General features: G+C 71.8%; 12 protein-coding genes. 3 read left to right on the plus strand and 9 right to left on the minus strand.

Features of this window, described 5'->3' with window-relative positions; translation table 11 throughout:
* Positions 1-45: 45 nt before the first annotated feature.
* The 5 genes from guaA to DJ021_RS16665 all read right to left on the minus strand — a co-directional run bounded on the left by guaA (position 46) and on the right by DJ021_RS16665 (position 6,093).
* A complete protein-coding gene (gene guaA, locus DJ021_RS16645) occupies positions 46-1,620 on the minus strand; it encodes a glutamine-hydrolyzing GMP synthase (RefSeq protein WP_111458602.1) in 1,575 nt (524 codons plus the stop codon).
* Between the two features lie 6 nt (positions 1,621-1,626).
* On the minus strand, positions 1,627-2,919 hold the full coding sequence (locus DJ021_RS16650; RefSeq protein ID WP_111458603.1) for an RsmB/NOP family class I SAM-dependent RNA methyltransferase: 1,293 nt from the start codon (positions 2,917-2,919) through the stop codon (positions 1,627-1,629).
* A gap of 9 nt (positions 2,920-2,928) precedes the next feature.
* Entirely contained in the window at positions 2,929-3,327 is a 399-nt protein-coding gene (locus DJ021_RS16655) for an MAPEG family protein (protein ID WP_111458604.1), read from the minus strand.
* A gap of 1 nt (position 3,328) precedes the next feature.
* Positions 3,329-4,789, minus strand: a complete 1,461-nt coding sequence (gene guaB / locus DJ021_RS16660) for an IMP dehydrogenase (protein ID WP_111458605.1) — start codon at positions 4,787-4,789, stop codon at positions 3,329-3,331.
* Between the two features lie 71 nt (positions 4,790-4,860).
* Positions 4,861-6,093 (minus strand): MFS transporter, encoded by a 1,233-nt coding sequence (locus DJ021_RS16665; protein ID WP_111458606.1) that lies wholly within the window; start codon positions 6,091-6,093, stop codon positions 4,861-4,863.
* 12 nt (positions 6,094-6,105) lie between these two features.
* Here DJ021_RS16665 and DJ021_RS16670 point away from each other — a divergent pair, with 12 nt between their 5' ends.
* Complete coding sequence (locus DJ021_RS16670; protein WP_111458607.1) at positions 6,106-7,002, plus strand: LysR family transcriptional regulator; 897 nt, start codon at positions 6,106-6,108, stop codon at positions 7,000-7,002.
* 133 nt (positions 7,003-7,135) lie between these two features.
* Here DJ021_RS16670 and DJ021_RS16675 read toward each other — a convergent pair whose 3' ends face one another.
* Complete coding sequence (locus DJ021_RS16675) at positions 7,136-7,846, minus strand: RlmE family RNA methyltransferase (protein WP_111458608.1); 711 nt, start codon at positions 7,844-7,846, stop codon at positions 7,136-7,138.
* Complete coding sequence (locus DJ021_RS16680) at positions 7,843-8,922, minus strand: Ppx/GppA phosphatase family protein (RefSeq protein ID WP_111458609.1); 1,080 nt, start codon at positions 8,920-8,922, stop codon at positions 7,843-7,845. The genes DJ021_RS16675 and DJ021_RS16680 overlap by 4 nt, the downstream gene beginning before the upstream one ends.
* A gap of 158 nt (positions 8,923-9,080) precedes the next feature.
* Between DJ021_RS16680 and hspQ the strand changes: the two genes are divergently transcribed.
* Positions 9,081-9,410 carry a heat shock protein HspQ gene (gene hspQ, locus DJ021_RS16685; protein ID WP_111458610.1) on the plus strand — a complete coding sequence of 110 codons (330 nt, stop codon included), beginning with the start codon at positions 9,081-9,083 and terminating at the stop codon, positions 9,408-9,410.
* An 81-nt stretch (positions 9,411-9,491) separates the two neighbouring features.
* On the plus strand, positions 9,492-10,364 hold the full coding sequence (gene phhA / locus DJ021_RS16690) for a phenylalanine 4-monooxygenase (protein WP_111458611.1): 873 nt from the start codon (positions 9,492-9,494) through the stop codon (positions 10,362-10,364).
* On the opposite strand, the gene DJ021_RS16695 is transcribed toward phhA, so the two are convergent.
* Both DJ021_RS16695 and DJ021_RS16700 read right to left on the minus strand, forming a co-directional pair.
* Positions 10,358-14,524, minus strand: a complete 4,167-nt coding sequence (locus tag DJ021_RS16695; protein ID WP_111458612.1) for a translocation/assembly module TamB domain-containing protein — start codon at positions 14,522-14,524, stop codon at positions 10,358-10,360. The two genes, phhA and DJ021_RS16695, sit on opposite strands and share 7 nt — an antisense overlap.
* A complete protein-coding gene (locus DJ021_RS16700) occupies positions 14,521-16,305 on the minus strand; it encodes an autotransporter assembly complex protein TamA (protein ID WP_111458613.1) in 1,785 nt (594 codons plus the stop codon). The genes DJ021_RS16695 and DJ021_RS16700 overlap by 4 nt, the downstream gene beginning before the upstream one ends.
* Between the last annotated feature and the right edge of the window lie 390 nt (positions 16,306-16,695).

Raw genomic sequence — 16,695 nt, forward strand, 5'->3', positions numbered from 1 at the left:
CATGCCGTGCGATGACCTCGTGAAGACGAGGTCACGCAGCCCGACTCATTCCCACTCGATGGTGCCGGGGGGCTTGGAGGTCACGTCGTAGACGACGCGGTTGATCCCCTTCACCTCGTTGATGATGCGGGTGGCTGCGCGGCCTAGCACTTCCCAGGGGAACTCGAAGAAGTCGGCGGTCATGCCGTCGGTGGAGGTCACGGCGCGCAGCGCGCAGACCTCATCGTAGGTGCGGGCGTCGCCCATGACGCCGACGGTGCGCACCGGCAACAGGACGGCGAAGGCCTGCCAGATAGAGTCGTAGAGGCCGGCCTTGCGGATCTCGTCGAGGTAGATGGCGTCGGCCTTCTGCAGCACCGCGACCCGCTCGGGCGTCACCTCGCCGGGGATGCGGATGGCCAGGCCGGGACCGGGGAACGGATGGCGGCCCACGAAGGCCGGCGGCAGGCCGAGCTCGACGCCGAGCGCGCGGACCTCGTCCTTGAACAGTTCGCGCAGCGGCTCGACGAGCTTGAGCTTCATGTAGTCCGGCAGGCCGCCGACGTTGTGGTGGCTCTTGATCACCGCCGAGGGGCCGCCGCGCGCCGAGACGCTCTCGATGACGTCCGGATAGAGGGTGCCCTGGGCCAGGAAGGTCGCGCCTTCGACCTTGGCCGCTTCGCGGTCGAAGATCTCCACGAACACCCGGCCGATGGTCTTGCGCTTGGTTTCCGGGTCCGAAACGCCGGACAGCTGGCCGAGGAATTCATCAGCCGCATCAACGTGCACCAGCGGGATGTTGTAATGGTCCCGGAACATGGTGACGACCTGCTCGGCCTCGTTGTGCCGCAGCAGGCCGGTGTCGACGAAGACGCAGGTCAGCTGGTCGCCGATCGCCTCGTGCAGCAGCACCGCCGCCACCGAGGAGTCGACGCCGCCGGAGAGGCCACAGATCACCCGCCCGTCGCCGACCTGGTCGCGGATCTTCTGCACCATCTCGTCGCGGAACGCGGACATGGTCCAGTCGCCCTTCAGCCCGGCGATCTTGTGGGTGAAGTTGCGCAGCATCAGGGCGCCGCGCGGGGTATGCGCCACCTCCGGGTGGAACTGGATGCCGTAGAAGCGGCGGCCCTCGTCGGCGATCACCGCGAACGGCGAGCCCTCGGAGGCGGCCACCACCTCGAAGCCCAGCGGGATGGCGGTGATCTTGTCGCCGTGGCTCATCCAGACGGTTTCGCGCTCGCCGATGTCGCCCAGACCCTGCAGCAGCGGCGACAGCCGCTCGATGAGGATCTCGGCGCGGCCGAACTCGCGCTCCTGGCCGCCTTCGACCGCCCCGCCCAGCTGGGCGCACAGGGTCATCTCGCCGTAGCAGATGCCCAGCACCGGCACGCCGAGCTCGAACACCCGCTGCGGAGCCGACGGGCTCTGCGCCTCGTGCACGCTGGCCGGGCCGCCGGAGAGGATCACCGCCTTCGGGGCGAAGGCGTCCAGCATCCCCTCGACCTTGTCGTAGGGGTGGATCTCGCAATAGACGCCGCTTTCGCGCAGGCGCCGAGCGATCAGCTGGGTCACCTGGCTGCCGAAGTCGACGATCAGGACGCGCTCGTGATCGGTGGGGGCGTGTGCGGTCTCGGTCATGGGGCTCTAGCTGGATTTGGGGTCTTTGCGGCGCTCCAGCACCGCGACGAAGAAGCCGTCGGTCGCCGAGGTCCTGGGCGACAGCCGCAGGTAGCCCTCGGCGGTCAGCCGCCCGGTCAGCGCCGGATCGGCGGTGGCGGGCCGGACCTCGAAGCCGTCGGTGCGGGCGAGGAAGGCGGTGACCCGGTCCTCGTTCTCCTCCGGCAACACCGAGCAGGTGACGTAGACGATCCGGCCGCCCGGCTTGACGAAGGTCGCGCCGGCGTCGAGCACCGCGTCCTGGTCGGCCTGGCGCTTCTCCAGCGTCTCCGGGGTCAGCCGCCACTTGGTGTCGGGATGGCGGCGCCATGAGCCGGTGCCGGTGCAGGGCGCATCGAGGAAGACCACGTCCATGCGGCCTTCCAGGCCCTTCAGCGGGTCCGGGTTGATCGGGGAGCGGATCTGCAGGTTGCGCACCCCGGCGCGTTCGCCGCGGCGGATGGTGTCGGCGAGCCGGCGGGCATCGGAATCGTAGGCGTAGATCTGGCCGGTGTTGCCCATGTCGCTGGCCAGCGCGAGTGTCTTGCCGCCGCCGCCGGCGCAGAGGTCGAGCACCTGCTTGCCCTTCACCTCGCCGGCCGCCGATGCGGCGATCTGCGAGCCCAGGTCTTGGACCTCGAACCAGCCCTTGGAGAACTGCGGGATGGCCTCCACCGCCCCGCTGCGGGCCGTGGGATCGAGCGCCGGCATGCGCAGCGCCGTCGCCAGCACCCCGCTGGGCTCGGCGTGCAGCGGCGTCAGCGCCTTCAGCGCCCGCTCCGGATCGGTCTTCAGGCGGTTGACGCGCAGGTCGACCGGCGCGCGTTCCGACAGCGCCTGGCCCTCTGCCGCCCGGTCGTCGCCGAAGGCGCGGACCAGCGAGGCGTCCAGCCAGTCCGGATAGTCGCCGCGCACGGCCGGCGGCGCCTCGGCGAGGTCCCGCGGGGTCGCCAGCGCCGCCCGCTCGGCGTCGGTGAGCGGCCCGGGCCCGTGCGGTTCTTCCGCCGCGGCCTCGGCGATCCGCTCCATCGGCCAGTCCCACAGGAAGCGCAGCGCCGCCAGGGAGGCCGCGCGCGGGCCCTCCTCGCCCATCCGCCAGGCCAGCGACCGCCGCCGGCGCAGGACGTCCAGCGCCAGGCCGGAGACCCAGGCGCGGTCCTTCGCCCCGGCGTAGCGCGCACTCTCGCCCCAGGTCTTCAGCGCCATCCGGACCGGCCGGTGGCGTTCCTCGATATCGGTGAGGACATCGATGGCCGCCGCGAGGCGTCCGGCGTCACGCAAGGGCTTTGCTCACAGGAAGATCGCCACGACCACCATCAGGAGGCCGACGAGGGAGACGAGCCAGACCAGGGTGCGGACGGTCGGCACGCCGGTGGCGTAGAGCGGCACATAGAGCGCGCGGGCCGCCACATAGAGGCCGCAGCCCCACAGGGTCAGCGGCCCCAGCTTCCCGAGCAGGTCGGCGGCGACCACCGCCGCCGCGAACAAGGGAAAGGTCTCCATGAAGTTGCGGAACGCCCGGTCGAGCCGCGCCGCCGTACCGCTGATCGGCATCGGCTCGTCCCGCGGGCCCCGCGCCCAGGCGAGGTTCTGCTGGCGCCGCGCGGCCACCGCCGCCCAGGCCAGCTGCACGATCCCGATGAGGATCGCGAACCCCAGCAACTGCAGTTCGGGCGCGGTGCGGACCATCCTAGGTCGGGCTCGGATAGTTCGGCGCCTCGCGGGTGATCATCACGTCGTGGACGTGGCTTTCGCGCAGGCCTGCGCCGGTGATGCGGATGAACCGCGCCCGGGTGCGGAACTGCTCCAGGTCGGCGGCGCCCACATAGCCCATGGCGGCGCGCAGACCTCCGACCATCTGGTGCAGGATCGGAGCGATCGGGCCCTTGTAGGGCACCTGGCCCTCGATGCCTTCCGGCACCAGCTTCAGGGCGTCGGAGACGTCCTTCTGGAAGTAGCGGTCCGCCGAGCCGCGGGACATGGCGCCCAGCGAGCCCATGCCGCGGTAGGTCTTGTAGGAGCGGCCCTGGTAGAGGAACACCTCGCCCGGCCCCTCGTCGACGCCGGCGAACACCGAGCCCATCATCGCCACCGAGGCGCCCATGGCGAGCGCCTTGGCGAGGTCGCCGGAGTACTTGATCCCGCCGTCGGCGATCACCGGCACGTCCGACCCCAGGGCAGCGCGCACCGCGTCGGCGATGGCGGTCAGCTGCGGCACCCCGACGCCCGCGACGATCCGCGTGGTGCAGATCGAGCCGGGGCCGATGCCGACCTTCACCGCATCCGCGCCAGCCTCGATCAGCGCGCGTGCGCCGTCATAGGTGGCGACGTTGCCGGCGACGATCTGCACGCGGTTGGTCTCGCGCTTGATCCGGCCGACCGCCTTGGCGACGTCGGCGTTGTGGCCGTGGGCAGTGTCGATCACCACCACATCGACGCCGGCGTCCACCAGCGCCATGGAGCGCTCGTAGCCCGCGTCGCCGACCGTGGAGGCCGCGCCGACCAACAGGCGGCCCTGCGCGTCCTTGGCGGCGTTCGGGTGCGCCTCGGACTTCTCCATGTCCTTGACGGTGATCAGGCCGACCGCGTGATAGTCGTCGTCGACGACGATCAGGCGCTCGATCTTGTGGCGGCGGAGCAGCTCGCGGGCCTCGGCCTGGCCGACGCCCTCCTTCACCGTGACCAGGTTCTCGCGGGTCATCAGCGCCTTGGCCGGTACGTCGACGTTGCCCTCGAAGCGCATGTCGCGGTTCGTCAGGATGCCGCAGAGCTTGCCCTTCTCGTCGACCACCGGGAAACCGGAGATCTTGCGGCGCGCCTTGATCTCCCGGACCTCGCTCAGCGGGGTGTCCGGGTGGATGGTCAGCGGATTGATGACCATGCCGCTTTCGTAGCGCTTCACCTCGCGGACCTGGTCGGCCTGCTCCTCGACGGTGAGGTTGCGGTGCAGGATGCCGAGCCCGCCGTTCTGGGCCATGGCGATGGCCAGCCGGCTTTCGGTCACCGTGTCCATGGCGGCGGACACCAGCGGGATGTTCAGATTGATCTCTCGCGTGAACCGGGTGGAGACATCCACCTGGGTCGGCATCACATCGGATGGACCGGGTTCGAGCAAAACATCGTCGAAGGTGAGCCCTTCGCGAATCTCCATGAGACTCTCCGTTTTGCGGCGCGGATATACGTGTAACCCCGCCGCTGGGGCAAGTGTGGGATCGAGGGTTGTCATGCGGTGGCGTCCTCCTGCGCCGTTTCGCCGCCCCTGGCCAGCCCCAGGGTCATCGCAAACATGAAAAGGCAGACCGCCGAGGAGCCGATCAGGGCCAGTCGGGCCGACTGGTCGAGGGCCAAGCCGAACACCGCCGGCCCCGCCACCTGGGCGTAGCGGGCGGGCGTGCTGAGCAGGGCCGAGCGGTAGCCGTAGTTCTCCGCCCCGAACAGGGTCAGCGGCAGCACCCCCTTGGCGACGGTCAGCATGCCGTTGCCGCCGCCCTGCCCCAGCGCCAGCGCCGGGGCGGCCACCGGGCCGAAACTCAGCAGCGCCGCGGCCCCGATCGGATGCAGCAGGGTCGCAAGACGGGTGGTCACCACCGGCGGCAGGCGGCGCAGCACGGTGAACTCCAGGAGCCGCATGGTCACCGCGGCCACGCCGACGAGCGACGCCGCGCCGACCGCGGCGGCCGGAGAGAGCCCGAGCGCCTGTAGCACCCTGGGCAGGTGGGCGCTCATGCAGGTGGAGATGAACCAAGCGCCGGCGAACAGGGCGGCGAGCTGCACCATGCGACGATCCCAGGCGACCGGTGTGCGGGTGGTCCGCCCGGCGTGCGTCCGCCGACCCATGCGAGGCACGATCCACGCCGCCAGCGGCAGGCAGACGCACAGGTGGATCGCGGCCCAGGCCAGACAGGCCCCCCGCCAGCCGAGGGCTTGCGAGAACATCAGGCTGAGCGGCCATCCGAGGCTGGAGCCCAGCCCGCCCAGCAGAGCGACCCCGGTGATCGGCCGGCGCGCGGCCTCTCCATGGAGGCCGACCAGGATCGCGAACGGCGTCTCGTAGAGGCCGAGCGACATCGCCACGCCCAGCACGGTCATGCCGGCGACCAGACCGGCGAGCCCGTGCGCCATGGCCAGGACGGCCAGGCCGGCGGCGAACGCCACGCTCGAGGCCAGCAGCACCACCTTGCCGCCGCGCGCGTCGATCCAGCGGCCGGCGGCCGGGGCGCACAGGGCGGAGGTCAGCAGGGAAACGGAGAGCAGGCTGGAGACCAGCGCAGGCCGCAGCGACAGATCCCGGGCGATCGGATCGCCGAGGACGCCCAGCAGGTAGAAGCTGGAGGCGAAGGCGATCGTCTGGCCAACGCCCAGCGCCAGCACCAGGGCGCTCTGCGGGGCGGTGGCGACGGGATGGCCTTCCATCGCGGGCTTCTGCGCCGATTGCGGCTCGACCGAAATCGACATATGCGTCAGCCTATGTTCGAAAATCTCACAGCAGGTCCCCTGCCCTCGCTCAATGCGCTGCGGGCTTTCGAGGCCATGGCGCGAACCGGGCGGGCGACCCTGGCGGCGCAGGAGCTCTACGTCACGCATAGCGCGGTCAGCCGCCAGGTGAAGGCGCTGGAGCAGACACTGGGCGTGCGGCTGTTCACAGGACCCAAGCACCGGTTGGAGCTGACCGCGGCCGGCCAGGCCCTGCTGCCGGCGCTCACCGGCGCCTTCGACGAGATCGCCGCGGCGGTGCGGCGGGTGCGCAGCGACGGCGAGGACCTGCACCTGGCGGTCAACGCCAGCCTGTCGGTGAAGTGGCTGATCCCGCGCCTGCCCGCGTTCGCCGGCGCCCATCCCGAGGTGCGCCTGCATCTGGCCGAGCTGGCGCCCCAGGCCACGGCGCACCGCGGCGCCCAGGCGGTGGTGCGGATCGTCCCGGCCGGGCGGCTGGCGGAGCCGCTGGTCACCGGCTTCATGCCCAACCACATCGGCCCGGTGCTCGCGCCGCACCTGGCCGAGCGCCACGCCGCCGATCCCCTGCTCGCCCCCCGGCTGGCGGCGCAGTCGCACCCGCAGGGCTGGGCGATCTGGGCGGCGGTGGCCGGGGTGGAGCTGCCGCCGGCGCCCGAGCGGCCGTTCGCCCACCTGCACTTCGCCATGGATGCGGCGCTGGCGGGCCTGGGCGTGGCGGTGATGCCCTGGCCGCTGGTGGCCGACTACATCGCCGCCGGGCGACTGGCGGCGCCGTTCGGCTTCCGCAAGGCGGAGAGCGCCTTCGCCATCCTGGCCGCCCCCGGCGCCGAGACCCGCGCCCTGACCCGCTTCCGCAACTGGCTGGTGGCGGAAGGCGCCAAGACGCCGGCGCCGCCCGGGCCTGGCTGACGAAGCCGCTCAATCGACAAAAAGCTCGTCATCACCCGGCTGGTCCGGGTGATCCATCCCAAAGCCCGACTTCATCAGTTGAGGCATGCGCCTTGGGCTGGGTGGCCCGGGCAAGCCGGGCCATGACGAAGGATCAGCTCCGCCCCTTGAAGCCGATCGCCACGATGTAGGTCTCCGAGGAGTCGGCGCGGCTGGCCTTCGGCTTGACGTTCTTCACGTCGGCGAAATGGCGCTTGAGCTGGGCGATGATGCTGGCGGTCTCGCCACCCTGGAAGGCCTTGGCCACGAAGGCGCCGCCGGGCTTCAGGACCTGCACCGCGAAATCCACCGCCGCCTCGATCAGGCCGACGATCCGCAGGTGGTCGGTCTGGCGGTGGCCGACGGTGTTGGGCGCCATGTCCGACATCACCAGGTCCGGCGCCCCGCCCAGCAGCTCGATCAGCTGCGGTCCGCAGACCGGGTCGGTGAAGTCCATCTGCAGGATGTGGGCGGGCGGCAGCGGATCGACCGGCAGCAGGTCGACGCCGGCGATGTTGGTCACTCCGCGCTCCAGCGCCACCTGCGTCCAGCCGCCGGGCGCCAGGCCGAGGTCCACCACCCGCGCGCCCGGCCGCAGCAGGTGGAAGCGGTCGTCGATCTCCGTCAGCTTGTAGGCTGCGCGGCTGCGGTAGCCATGGGCGCGGGCCTGGGCGGCGAAGGGGTCGTTGATCTGCCGCTCCAGCCACGCCTGCTGGGAGGGCGTGCGCTTCCAGGCGGTCTTCAGCCGCGCCGGCTTGGGCCGACCGGCCTCGGTGCCGCCGGTGGGCGGCTTGACCATGCGTTTGCGGGGCGGTTCGTCAGTCATGCGGCGGCCATGGATCGGGGTCCGCGACGGCGCTTGCGGCGGCGGCGTCCGCTGCGCTCGGCCATCAGGGAGATGAGGATGCCTTCGCGCAGGCCGCGGTCGGCGACGCGCACGCGGCTGCAGGGCCAGAGCTCCTGCACGGCCTGCAGGATCGCCGCGCCAGCCAACACCAGGTCGGCGCGGTCGGGGCCGATGCACGGCTGGTCGGCCCGCTGCCTGGGATTGAGCGCCAGAAGGTGTCCGGATGCGGCGTCGCACTGGTCGCGGGTCATCCAGATGCCGTCGACGCGGCTGCGGTCGTAGCGCGGCAGCTTCAGGTGCAGGCCCGCCAGGCTGGTGATCGCCCCGGAGGTGCCGATCAGGTGGGCGCGGTCGGCGTCGAACACGTCACGCAGCGGGTCGGCGCGTTTGAACGCGGCGATCTCGGCCTTCACCGTCTCGACCATGGTCCTGAACCAGCCGTCCGTCGCCGTCTCGCCCTCCGGAAAGCGCTCGGCCAGGGTCACCACGCCGATCGGGACGGACAGCCAGGCCCGCAGCGGCGGCGTGCCGGTGGGCGGGGCGTCCTTCAACTCCACCCAGGAGAGCTCGGTGGAGCCGCCGCCGACGTCGACCACCAGGGCCGCGTCATAAGTCCGGTCCAGCAGGTTCAGGCAGCCCGCCACCGACAGCCGCGCCTCTTCCTGGGGGCTGATGATCTGGAGGCGCAGGCCGGTCTCGTCCGCGACCCGGTCGATGAAGGTCTGGCCGTTCTCCGCCATCCGGCAGGCCTGGGTCGCGATGGCGCGCAGCCGCACCACCCGCCGGCGGCGGACCTTCTCGGCGCTGACCTTGAGCGCAGCCATGGCGCGCTCCATGGCGGGCTCGGAAAGCCGGCCGCTCTGGCCTAGCCCCTCGCCCAGCCGCACGATGCGGGAATAGGCCTCGACGACGCGGAATCCGCCGCCCTGCGGGGTGGCGATCAGCAGGCGGCAATTGTTGGTGCCCAGGTCGAGCGCCGCATAGCACGCGGGCTCGTCGGAAGATCTATCCCGGCCACGCGTATCGGCGCCGGGCGCGCTCGGCGCCTCAGTCATGGACCGCCATCCGTCCTTCGCAGGCGGGCCCCCAGGCGCGCCTCACTTCGCAAGGACTGTAGCAAGCCCCGATGGGCGCAGGAAGCGCGGCCTTGTACGGAAGAATCTGGGCATTACGTTCACCCCCCGGTCAGGAAAAGGGCGATAGATTCGCTGCCATGGACACGCGACTCGCCAAATTCGCCATCGGCCAGGTCGTCAGACACCGCGTCTATCCCTTCCGCGGCGTGATCTTCGACGTGGACCCCACCTTCTCGAACACCGAGGAATACTGGCTGTCGATCCCGGAACACATCCGGCCGCGCAAGGACCAGCCGTTCTACCACCTGCTGGCCGAGAACGACGAAAGCTCCTACGTGGCCTACGTCTCCGAGCAGAACCTGCTGGCCGACGACACCGGCCAGCCGGTCGGCCATCCGCAGGCCCAGCTGCTGTTCGAGTCCTTCCGCGAGGGCCAGTACACGCTTCGGCCCCGGATCAGCCACTAGGCGCAATGTTTTTCCGGGCGACGGCCCGGAAGCCGACAACTCCGAACGGAACTTCCGCGTCTACGGGGCCATTCTCGCGAGATGAGCGCGGATGGCTTGACGAGCGGCCCGCCACCGGGCGCGCGGGCCGACTGGACGATCGACCAGGGCTGGGAGAACTATTCCCAGGCCGAGCACGACGTCTGGATCACCCTCTACGAGCGCCAGGCGAAGCTGCTGCCCGGCCGCGCCTGCGACCCGTTCCTCGGGGGGCTCGAGGCGCTCGACCTGCACCGCACCGGCATCCCGGACTTCGCCCGCATCAACGAGGAGCTGATGCGGCTGACCGGCTGGACGGTGGTCGCCGTCCCCGGCCTGGTGCCGGACGAGGTGTTCTTCGACCACCTGGCCAACCGCCGCTTCCCGGCCGGCCAGTTCATCCGCAAGGCCGACCAGCTCGACTACCTGCAGGAGCCGGACATCTTCCACGACGTCTTCGGCCACGTGCCGATGCTCACCGACCCGGTGTTCGCCGACTACATGCAGGCCTATGGCGAGGGCGGGCGGCGCGCAATGGGCCTGGGCCGGCTGCACAACCTGGCGCGGCTCTACTGGTACACGGTGGAGTTCGGCCTGCTGCAGACGCCGCAGGGCCTGAGGATCTACGGCGCCGGCATCGTCTCCAGCCGCGCCGAGTCGATCTTCGCCCTCGACGACCCCTCGCCCAATCGCCTGGCATTCGACCTGGAGCGGGTGATGCGCACGCCCTACCGGATCGATGACTTCCAGCAGGTCTATTTCGTGATCCCATCGCTGCGGGCGTTGCTGGACGCGACGCTGCAGGACTTCAGCCCGATCTACGAGCGCCTGTCGCGGGCGCAGGACATCCCGATCGCCGCGGTCGAACCCGCCGACCAGGTGTTCACCCGCGGCACCCAGGCTTACGCGATTTCGCGCGCCGCAGCGGCTCAGTAGTCCCGCCGCCAACGCACCGCCAGGCGCGCGCCGCTCTGCCCGGCCAGCCGCGACAGGATTGACAGGTTGCGCCGGACCCGCCACTCGACCTGAGCCATGGGCCCTTCCCGCCCGCCGCCGGTGAGTTCCAGATAGACGTTGTCAGTCAAGTACTTGCCGCCCGACACCGTCACGCCCGAGGCGTCGCCGCCGCCCAGCGCCAGGCGATCGAGGCCGGCGAAGGTCCGCAGGTTGCCGATGATGTCGAGGCCGCCGCCGCGCGCCAGGGCCGAGAGCCCCGAGGCCAACTGCGCCGCCTCCAGCGGCGACAGCTGCGAGGCGGAGCGCCCGAACAGCACCTGCGCCAGCACCTCGTCGTTGGGCAGGCTGGGCGTCGAGGTCAGCGTGATCTCCGGCTTGGCCGCCGTGCCGCGGATCCGCACGCCGGCGGTCAATGTCGGGTCGTCGCGGGTGGCGGTGAGGTCCAGCCGGATGTCCTGGGCGTGGGTCGACAGGTAGACCACGCTGGTGGTGTCGAACGTGAACCGCTTGCCGGCGAAGTCGTAGTCGCCACGCACCACCCGCGCTGTCCCGGACAGCGCCGGGTTGGCGGTCGTGCCGCCCACGTGGGCGTCCAGCGACAGCTCCACGTCGAGCCCTCGCCCGCGCAGGAACACCCCTCGCGGCGCCTTCAGCGTCACGTCCAGCGCCCAGCCGTCGCCCCGGCGCGTCGGCGGCAGCAGCGAGACGGCCAGATCCGGCGGGCGGTTTTTCTCGACCACGTCCATCTCCACCACACCGGACGGCGTCGGCAGGTTGGGCGCGATGTCGGCCCGCTCGATGGTCAGGGCGCCCGACAGCCGGACCTTGCCGTCGGCGGCCCGCGCGATGGTCGCCTGCCCGCTGGCCGAGGCGGTGGCCTGCTCATTGTCGATCAGCCGAAAGCCCTTCAGGTCGAGCCGGAAGCTGGAGACGCCTTCGCGCAACAGGCTGATGCGGCCGGCGCCCGCGACCGATCCGCCATGGCCATCGACGCCGCTCGCCTGGGTGACGTTCACCGCGTTCTGCGCAAAGCCGGCCTGCAGCGCGACGTTGCGCAGCGACAGGCCCGTCGCCCCGTCGTCGAAGCGGCCGTCCGCCACCGCGATCTGGCCGGTGGCGCTGGGGTCCGCCAGCGTCCCGCCGAGCGTCCCCTGGGTGCTGACCCGTCCCGAAAGGCTGCGTTCGCCGCCGATCAGCAGGTCCCAAAGCGGCCGCACCTCGCCCTCGGCGGAGAACCGGCCCTGCATCGGCCGTTGGCGGGCGATCGCCACGCGGAACGGCGAGGCCGAGGCCTCGGTCGGCAGCACCAGGTTGACGTTGGCGCGCAGGCCCTGGCTGTTGCCGGCGCTGGCGTCGAGGGTCAGCGCGGTGTCCGCCAGCCGGCCGTGGACCACGCCGTCGATGCCCGAGGCCGCCGGCGCGCCGCGGCCGCGCGCGCCCGCCAGCCTGGCTTCCATCGTGCCGTCGAGACGGCCGTTTTGCCCTTGCAGGGACAGCGTCGCGTCCATCTGGCCGTCGAGGTCCTCGTCCACCATCCGCAGGCCGAATCCGGCGACCTGCGCCTGCACCGTGGCGGCCGCATCGGTGAGCCGCCCGTCGACGCTGATCCGGCCGCCGTCGGAAGCGGCGAGGCGCAGCCGCGCGCTGCGCTCCGGGCCGCCGAAGCGGAAGCTGGCCGTCTCGGTGGTGTGCACATCCCGACCGCCCAGTTGGCCGCGGCCGTCGAAGGTGGCGGCGTAGCCCGGCTGGGCCTCGGCGAGCACGCCGCGGCCATCGAGGCTCCACTTGCCCGCGCCCGAGACCCCCTGCGCCTGGACGACGTAGGGCAGTCTCGCCAGCGGTCCGTCGGCGGTGACGCGGGCGGACGCGAGGGTCACCGTCGAGCCCGGCAGCCGCGCGTTCTCGCCGGCCAGGCTGAGCGTGGCGCGCGGCCCGCCCGGCGCGTCGACGATCCGCGCGGTTCCGGCGACGCGGCCGGCGTCCAGGAAGGCGCCGCGGGTCAAGGCGAGCGTCAGGTCCGCCGCCGAGGGCGTGCGCCGGCGCAGGGACAGCGCGCCCGCGGCCTTCAGCCCGCCGGCGTCGACGGAAAGCTCCGTGAGATCGACGCCGCCCTGCGGGAAGCGGAAGGCGGAACGGCCGCGCGCCGGGCCATAGGCGCTGTCGGCGGTGACCGCGATCAGGCCGCTGGAGCCGTCAGGGAGCCGCAGGAAGCTCAGGGTGACGTGGGCGTTCTTCAGCGGCAGGCGCGGCAGGTCGACGGCGTCCAGGTCGGCCAGCAGGTCGGCCCGCGGCGCGCCGAGTGTGCCCGTGATGGCTCCGGAGCCCTTGGCGTGGCCGGCGATCTCCACCGGCCCGGCGCGGAACGGCCCGGTGGCGCTCCAGTCGAGCTTGAACGTCAGCCCGCCGTTCGGCGCCAGCACGCCGGCGGTGGAGGCCTTCAACGCAGCGCCGAAGAGCACGGCGCTCGCCACCGACACACGGCGGTCCTGCAGATTGGCCTGCATCTTCAGCTGCGGCCGCGCGCCGAGCAGCCGGTCGAGCTCGGCGTAGCCGGTGGCGAATTTCTGGCCTTGGGCGTTGACGCTGAAGGTCCAGGGCTTGCCGGCGCTCGCCTGCCCCGCCGACCAGGCGCCGCTTGCCGACCCCGCCGCACCGGCCCGCGCCGCGGCGAGGTTCGACAGGTCCGCCCGTCCCTTGAAGGTCAGGCCGCCGAGCAGGCCGCGGCCGCCGGTCGCCTGCAGCTTCAGCCCCTTGCCGACCACGTCGAGCTTGTTCAGAGCCAGCCGCCCGTCGGCCAGCCGCGCGGCGTCGAAGCTGGCCCGCGGCGCCCCGCCCAGCACCGCGGCGATCCAGCCCGCGCCCCGGCCGCCGCTGGCGGCCAGCCGTCCCCTGAGCGTGGTGACGCCGGAATGCTGGGTCAGCTCCAGCGGCCCGGCGACCTGCGCCAGTCCGTAGCCGCCCATGGCCAGCTGCGTGACGTTGGCCGAACCGGCGAACCGCCAGCCCGCGGCCTCCCCGCCCGTCAGCACGCCCGCCACCCGCGCCGGCCCCATCGACGGCCCGCCGGTGATCCGCGACAGGGCGTTGCTGGCGGCGGCGATCGTCGCTCCCTGCGGCCCCAGCCGGCGCTCGCCGAGATCGCCCAGGCCCTGCGCCCTGACGCTGAGGTTCTCCGCGCGCGCCTGGACGTCCAGGGCATAGAGGTTCGACGCCGACTTCCGCCCGGTGATCGAGAAATCCGCCTGCGGACCGAACCGACGGGCGTAGGGCGCGGTCAGGGTCGAGGCGGTCAGCAGCACGCGGCCGCTGGCCTGCCCGCCGGCGCGGGTCCAGGCGCCCGAAGCCTTCAGCGGCTCGGTGGTTCCTGACGCAGCGAGCGCAGTGAAATGGCCGGTCGACAGGAACCCGCCCGCCGCCACCTTGAGCACGAACGGCTGCTTCGACGACAGGCCGAGCGCGCCGGCCAGCGCCCCGCCCTGCGCCTCCACCCCGTCGGCCAGAACCACCAGCGGACGGGTCTTGGCGACGTCGAAGTCGACGTTCAGGTGGTCGCCGGGATGCAGCACGCTCGACGCTCGCACCTTTCCGCGCTGGCCGCCGCGCCGCTGGACGTCGAGGGTCAGGTCGACGTCGTAGACGCCGCGCTCGAAGCTGAACGCCGGCAGCATCTCGAGGCGGCCCCGGGCGCGGTCGATCTCGAAGGACACCGGCAGGCCGGTATCCTTGGTCTTCGCCGTCAGCGTCGGCCGGCGCAGCACGTGGACGGCGCGGACGTCGATCTCGTCGGCGTGGAACTTGCGCCGGAACAGGTCGATCAGCCGCCAGGTCATGTGCAGGTCGTCGGCCTGCAGCCAGACGCCCTTCTCGTCTCGGACGGTCAGCTTGCGGATGGTGAAGTCATGCCAGACGTCGCCGGCCAGGCCCTCGATCTTCAGCCGCCCGAAGCGGCCGATCTTCAGCCCGTCGGTGCGCGCCTCGATGAGCACGCGCGCCTGGGGCAGCAGCACGCCGTAGCGGGTGACCGCCAGCAGGCCGGCCAGCAGCACCAGCAGCGCCAGGCAGACCGCGACGATGGTCTTCGGGATCGCCGAGCCCTTCAGCGCCGCGGGCGGCGCGGGCGTGTCGTCGGGGGCGGTCAAAAGCTCTGCCCGATGCTGACGTAGATCTGGATCGGCGGGTCGCCCTGCTGCGGGTTGAGCGGCGTGGCCACGTCGACCCGGATCGGACCGAAGCCCAGATTATAGCGCACGCCGACGCCGGCCCCGACGCTGAGATTGCCCGGTCCCGGGAACTTGTCGGTGCCCACCGAACCGGCGTCGACAAAGGCCACCACGCCCCACTTGCGGGTGAGCTCGTGACGGATCTCGGCCGACATCTCCAGCAGGGAGACGCCGCCCTGCGGGGTGTTGTCGGCCAGCCGCGGCCCCACCGCCTGGTAGGAGTAGCCGCGCACCGAACCCCCGCCGCCGGCGTAGAAGCGCCGCGACGCCGGGACGTCCGCCGTGGTGGCGTCGACGATGCTGCCCACGTGGACGCGGGCCGCCAGCACCGTCCGCGCCTGGGCGCCGATCGGCAGGTAGTAAGAGCCCTGCGCCTGCATTTTCACGTAGGGCAGCACCCCCTGCCCGAGCAGCACCGTGGGCTCGGCGCGGGCGCTGACCCGCCAGCCGCGCTTGGGGTTCAGGGGATCGTCGGAGCGGTCGAGCGCCAGGTCGGCCAGCGTGCCGAGGGCGAAGATGTCGCGACCCAGGGGCGTCAGCGAGCCGATGCGGATCTCGTCGGTGCGGCTGAAGTCGGCGGAGGCGCCGAAGGTCAGGTAGGAGGTCTTGCCGAACCGCCGCTGGAGGTCTGCGCGCACCCCGACGCCGGTCTCGTCATAGGCGTCGGTGCTGGTCTTGTAGACCGCCGCGGTGCTGGTGAGCGTCTGCGCGGGCTTGCGCCAGTGCGGCAGGGTGAGCGTGACCCCCACCCGGCTGTCGACGTTGGAGAGGCGGCCGAGCAGCGCCAGGGTGTCGGCGCGGCCCAGCAGGTTGTAGCGGGTCCAGCGCGCGTCGAGGCCGAGGCCCTCGGTGGTCCCGTAGCTGGCGCCCAGTTCAACGGTCCGGCGCTTGCGTTCGGAAAGGCTGACCACCACCGGTCGCAGCCCGTCCGGCGTGGTCTTGTCGGCCGGCGCGAGCGCCACCGTGACGGAGTCGTAGACGCCCGCGTCCAGCAGCCGGCGCTCGAGCTCGGCCACCGCCTCGGGGTCGTAGGGCTGGCCGATCTTCCAGGGCGCCAGGCCCTGCAGCCAATGGGCGTCGGTCCTTCCCTTGGTGACCAGCTCCAGCCCGTCGAGGCGGACGAGCCGGCCCGCCGCCAGACGGTAGGTCGGGCGCACGGTGCGGTCGGCATGGTCGACGACCACCTCGCGCGGACTGGCGCTGGCGTCGGCGTAGCCGTGCTTCTGCACCGCCGCGACGGCGCGGCCCTCGGCGCTGACCACCTCCGCCGCGCGGCCGGGCCGGCCCGCCAGCGGACCGAGCGCCGAACCCGCCGCCTGCGCGGCGGCCGGGTCCGGGGCCGAACCGTCCCAGGTGATGGCGGGCGCGGCGATGACGAAGCGGGGACCGGGGGTGATCCGCACCACGGGGCGCGGCGCATCCCCCTCGCCGACGTCCGGCTCCACCACATAGGCGTAGTAGCCTTCCGAACGGAGCACGGCGATCGCCGCCTCTGCGGCGGCGGTGGCGCGGCGGCGGGCTTCGAAGCGGTTCTGGATGGGACGGTCGGTCTCGCCGACGGCGCCGATGATCGCAGTGTGCAGATCCGGATCGAGGGCGCCTTCGACGACGGCGCGCGGCTGCGCGGCGGACGCCGGCGCTGCGACAGCCTGGACGCCCAGGGCCGCTGTGGCGGCGACGGCGTAGACCAGTCGACCCAAGCGCAAGAATCCTCAGCGGCCCCGGGTTTCGGGTGTAGCGGCGCCCGCCAGTGCTGTCACGCACCCGCTCCGGGCGAGTCGGTCATTGAGTTTGCATCGGTTCTTTCGTGCGGCGATTTGCGCCGGCGCCTCAGAACACATCAGGCCTTAAGAAGCATTCGACAAGTAAACAAGCTTGGCAACAGCGGGACACGCCCCATACATTCGGTCGAGAATGTGGCATTGCCAGCGCATTTCGACGATCTGGCCATCAAAAATCGCTATCCACTTAAAAGTGCAAGCTTAGCAATAATCTATAGTTGCTGGCCTGAAACGGCTCATCTAAGGCGCTGACACAGGGGGAGCGCCGTGCGGCCTCAGGGCCGCCCGTCTGACTTCAATCACAACGTG

Source organism: Phenylobacterium hankyongense (genome assembly GCF_003254505.1).
GTDB classification, from domain to species: domain Bacteria; phylum Pseudomonadota; class Alphaproteobacteria; order Caulobacterales; family Caulobacteraceae; genus Phenylobacterium; species Phenylobacterium hankyongense.

What these genes read in the sequence shown, in the direction of transcription:
- guaA (WP_111458602.1), bottom strand. Translation starts at nt 1,620, where the DNA reads ATGACCGAGACCGCACACGCCCCCACCGATCACGAGCGCGTCCTGATC.
- DJ021_RS16655 (WP_111458604.1), bottom strand. Translation starts at nt 3,327, where the DNA reads ATGGTCCGCACCGCGCCCGAACTGCAGTTGCTGGGGTTCGCGATCCTC.
- guaB (WP_111458605.1), bottom strand. Translation starts at nt 4,789, where the DNA reads ATGGAGATTCGCGAAGGGCTCACCTTCGACGATGTTTTGCTCGAACCC.
- DJ021_RS16665 (WP_111458606.1), bottom strand. Translation starts at nt 6,093, where the DNA reads ATGTCGATTTCGGTCGAGCCGCAATCGGCGCAGAAGCCCGCGATGGAA.
- DJ021_RS16670 (WP_111458607.1), top strand. Translation starts at nt 6,106, where the DNA reads ATGTTCGAAAATCTCACAGCAGGTCCCCTGCCCTCGCTCAATGCGCTG.
- DJ021_RS16675 (WP_111458608.1), bottom strand. Translation starts at nt 7,846, where the DNA reads ATGACTGACGAACCGCCCCGCAAACGCATGGTCAAGCCGCCCACCGGC.
- DJ021_RS16680 (WP_111458609.1), bottom strand. Translation starts at nt 8,922, where the DNA reads ATGACTGAGGCGCCGAGCGCGCCCGGCGCCGATACGCGTGGCCGGGAT.
- hspQ (WP_111458610.1), top strand. Translation starts at nt 9,081, where the DNA reads ATGGACACGCGACTCGCCAAATTCGCCATCGGCCAGGTCGTCAGACAC.
- phhA (WP_111458611.1), top strand. Translation starts at nt 9,492, where the DNA reads ATGAGCGCGGATGGCTTGACGAGCGGCCCGCCACCGGGCGCGCGGGCC.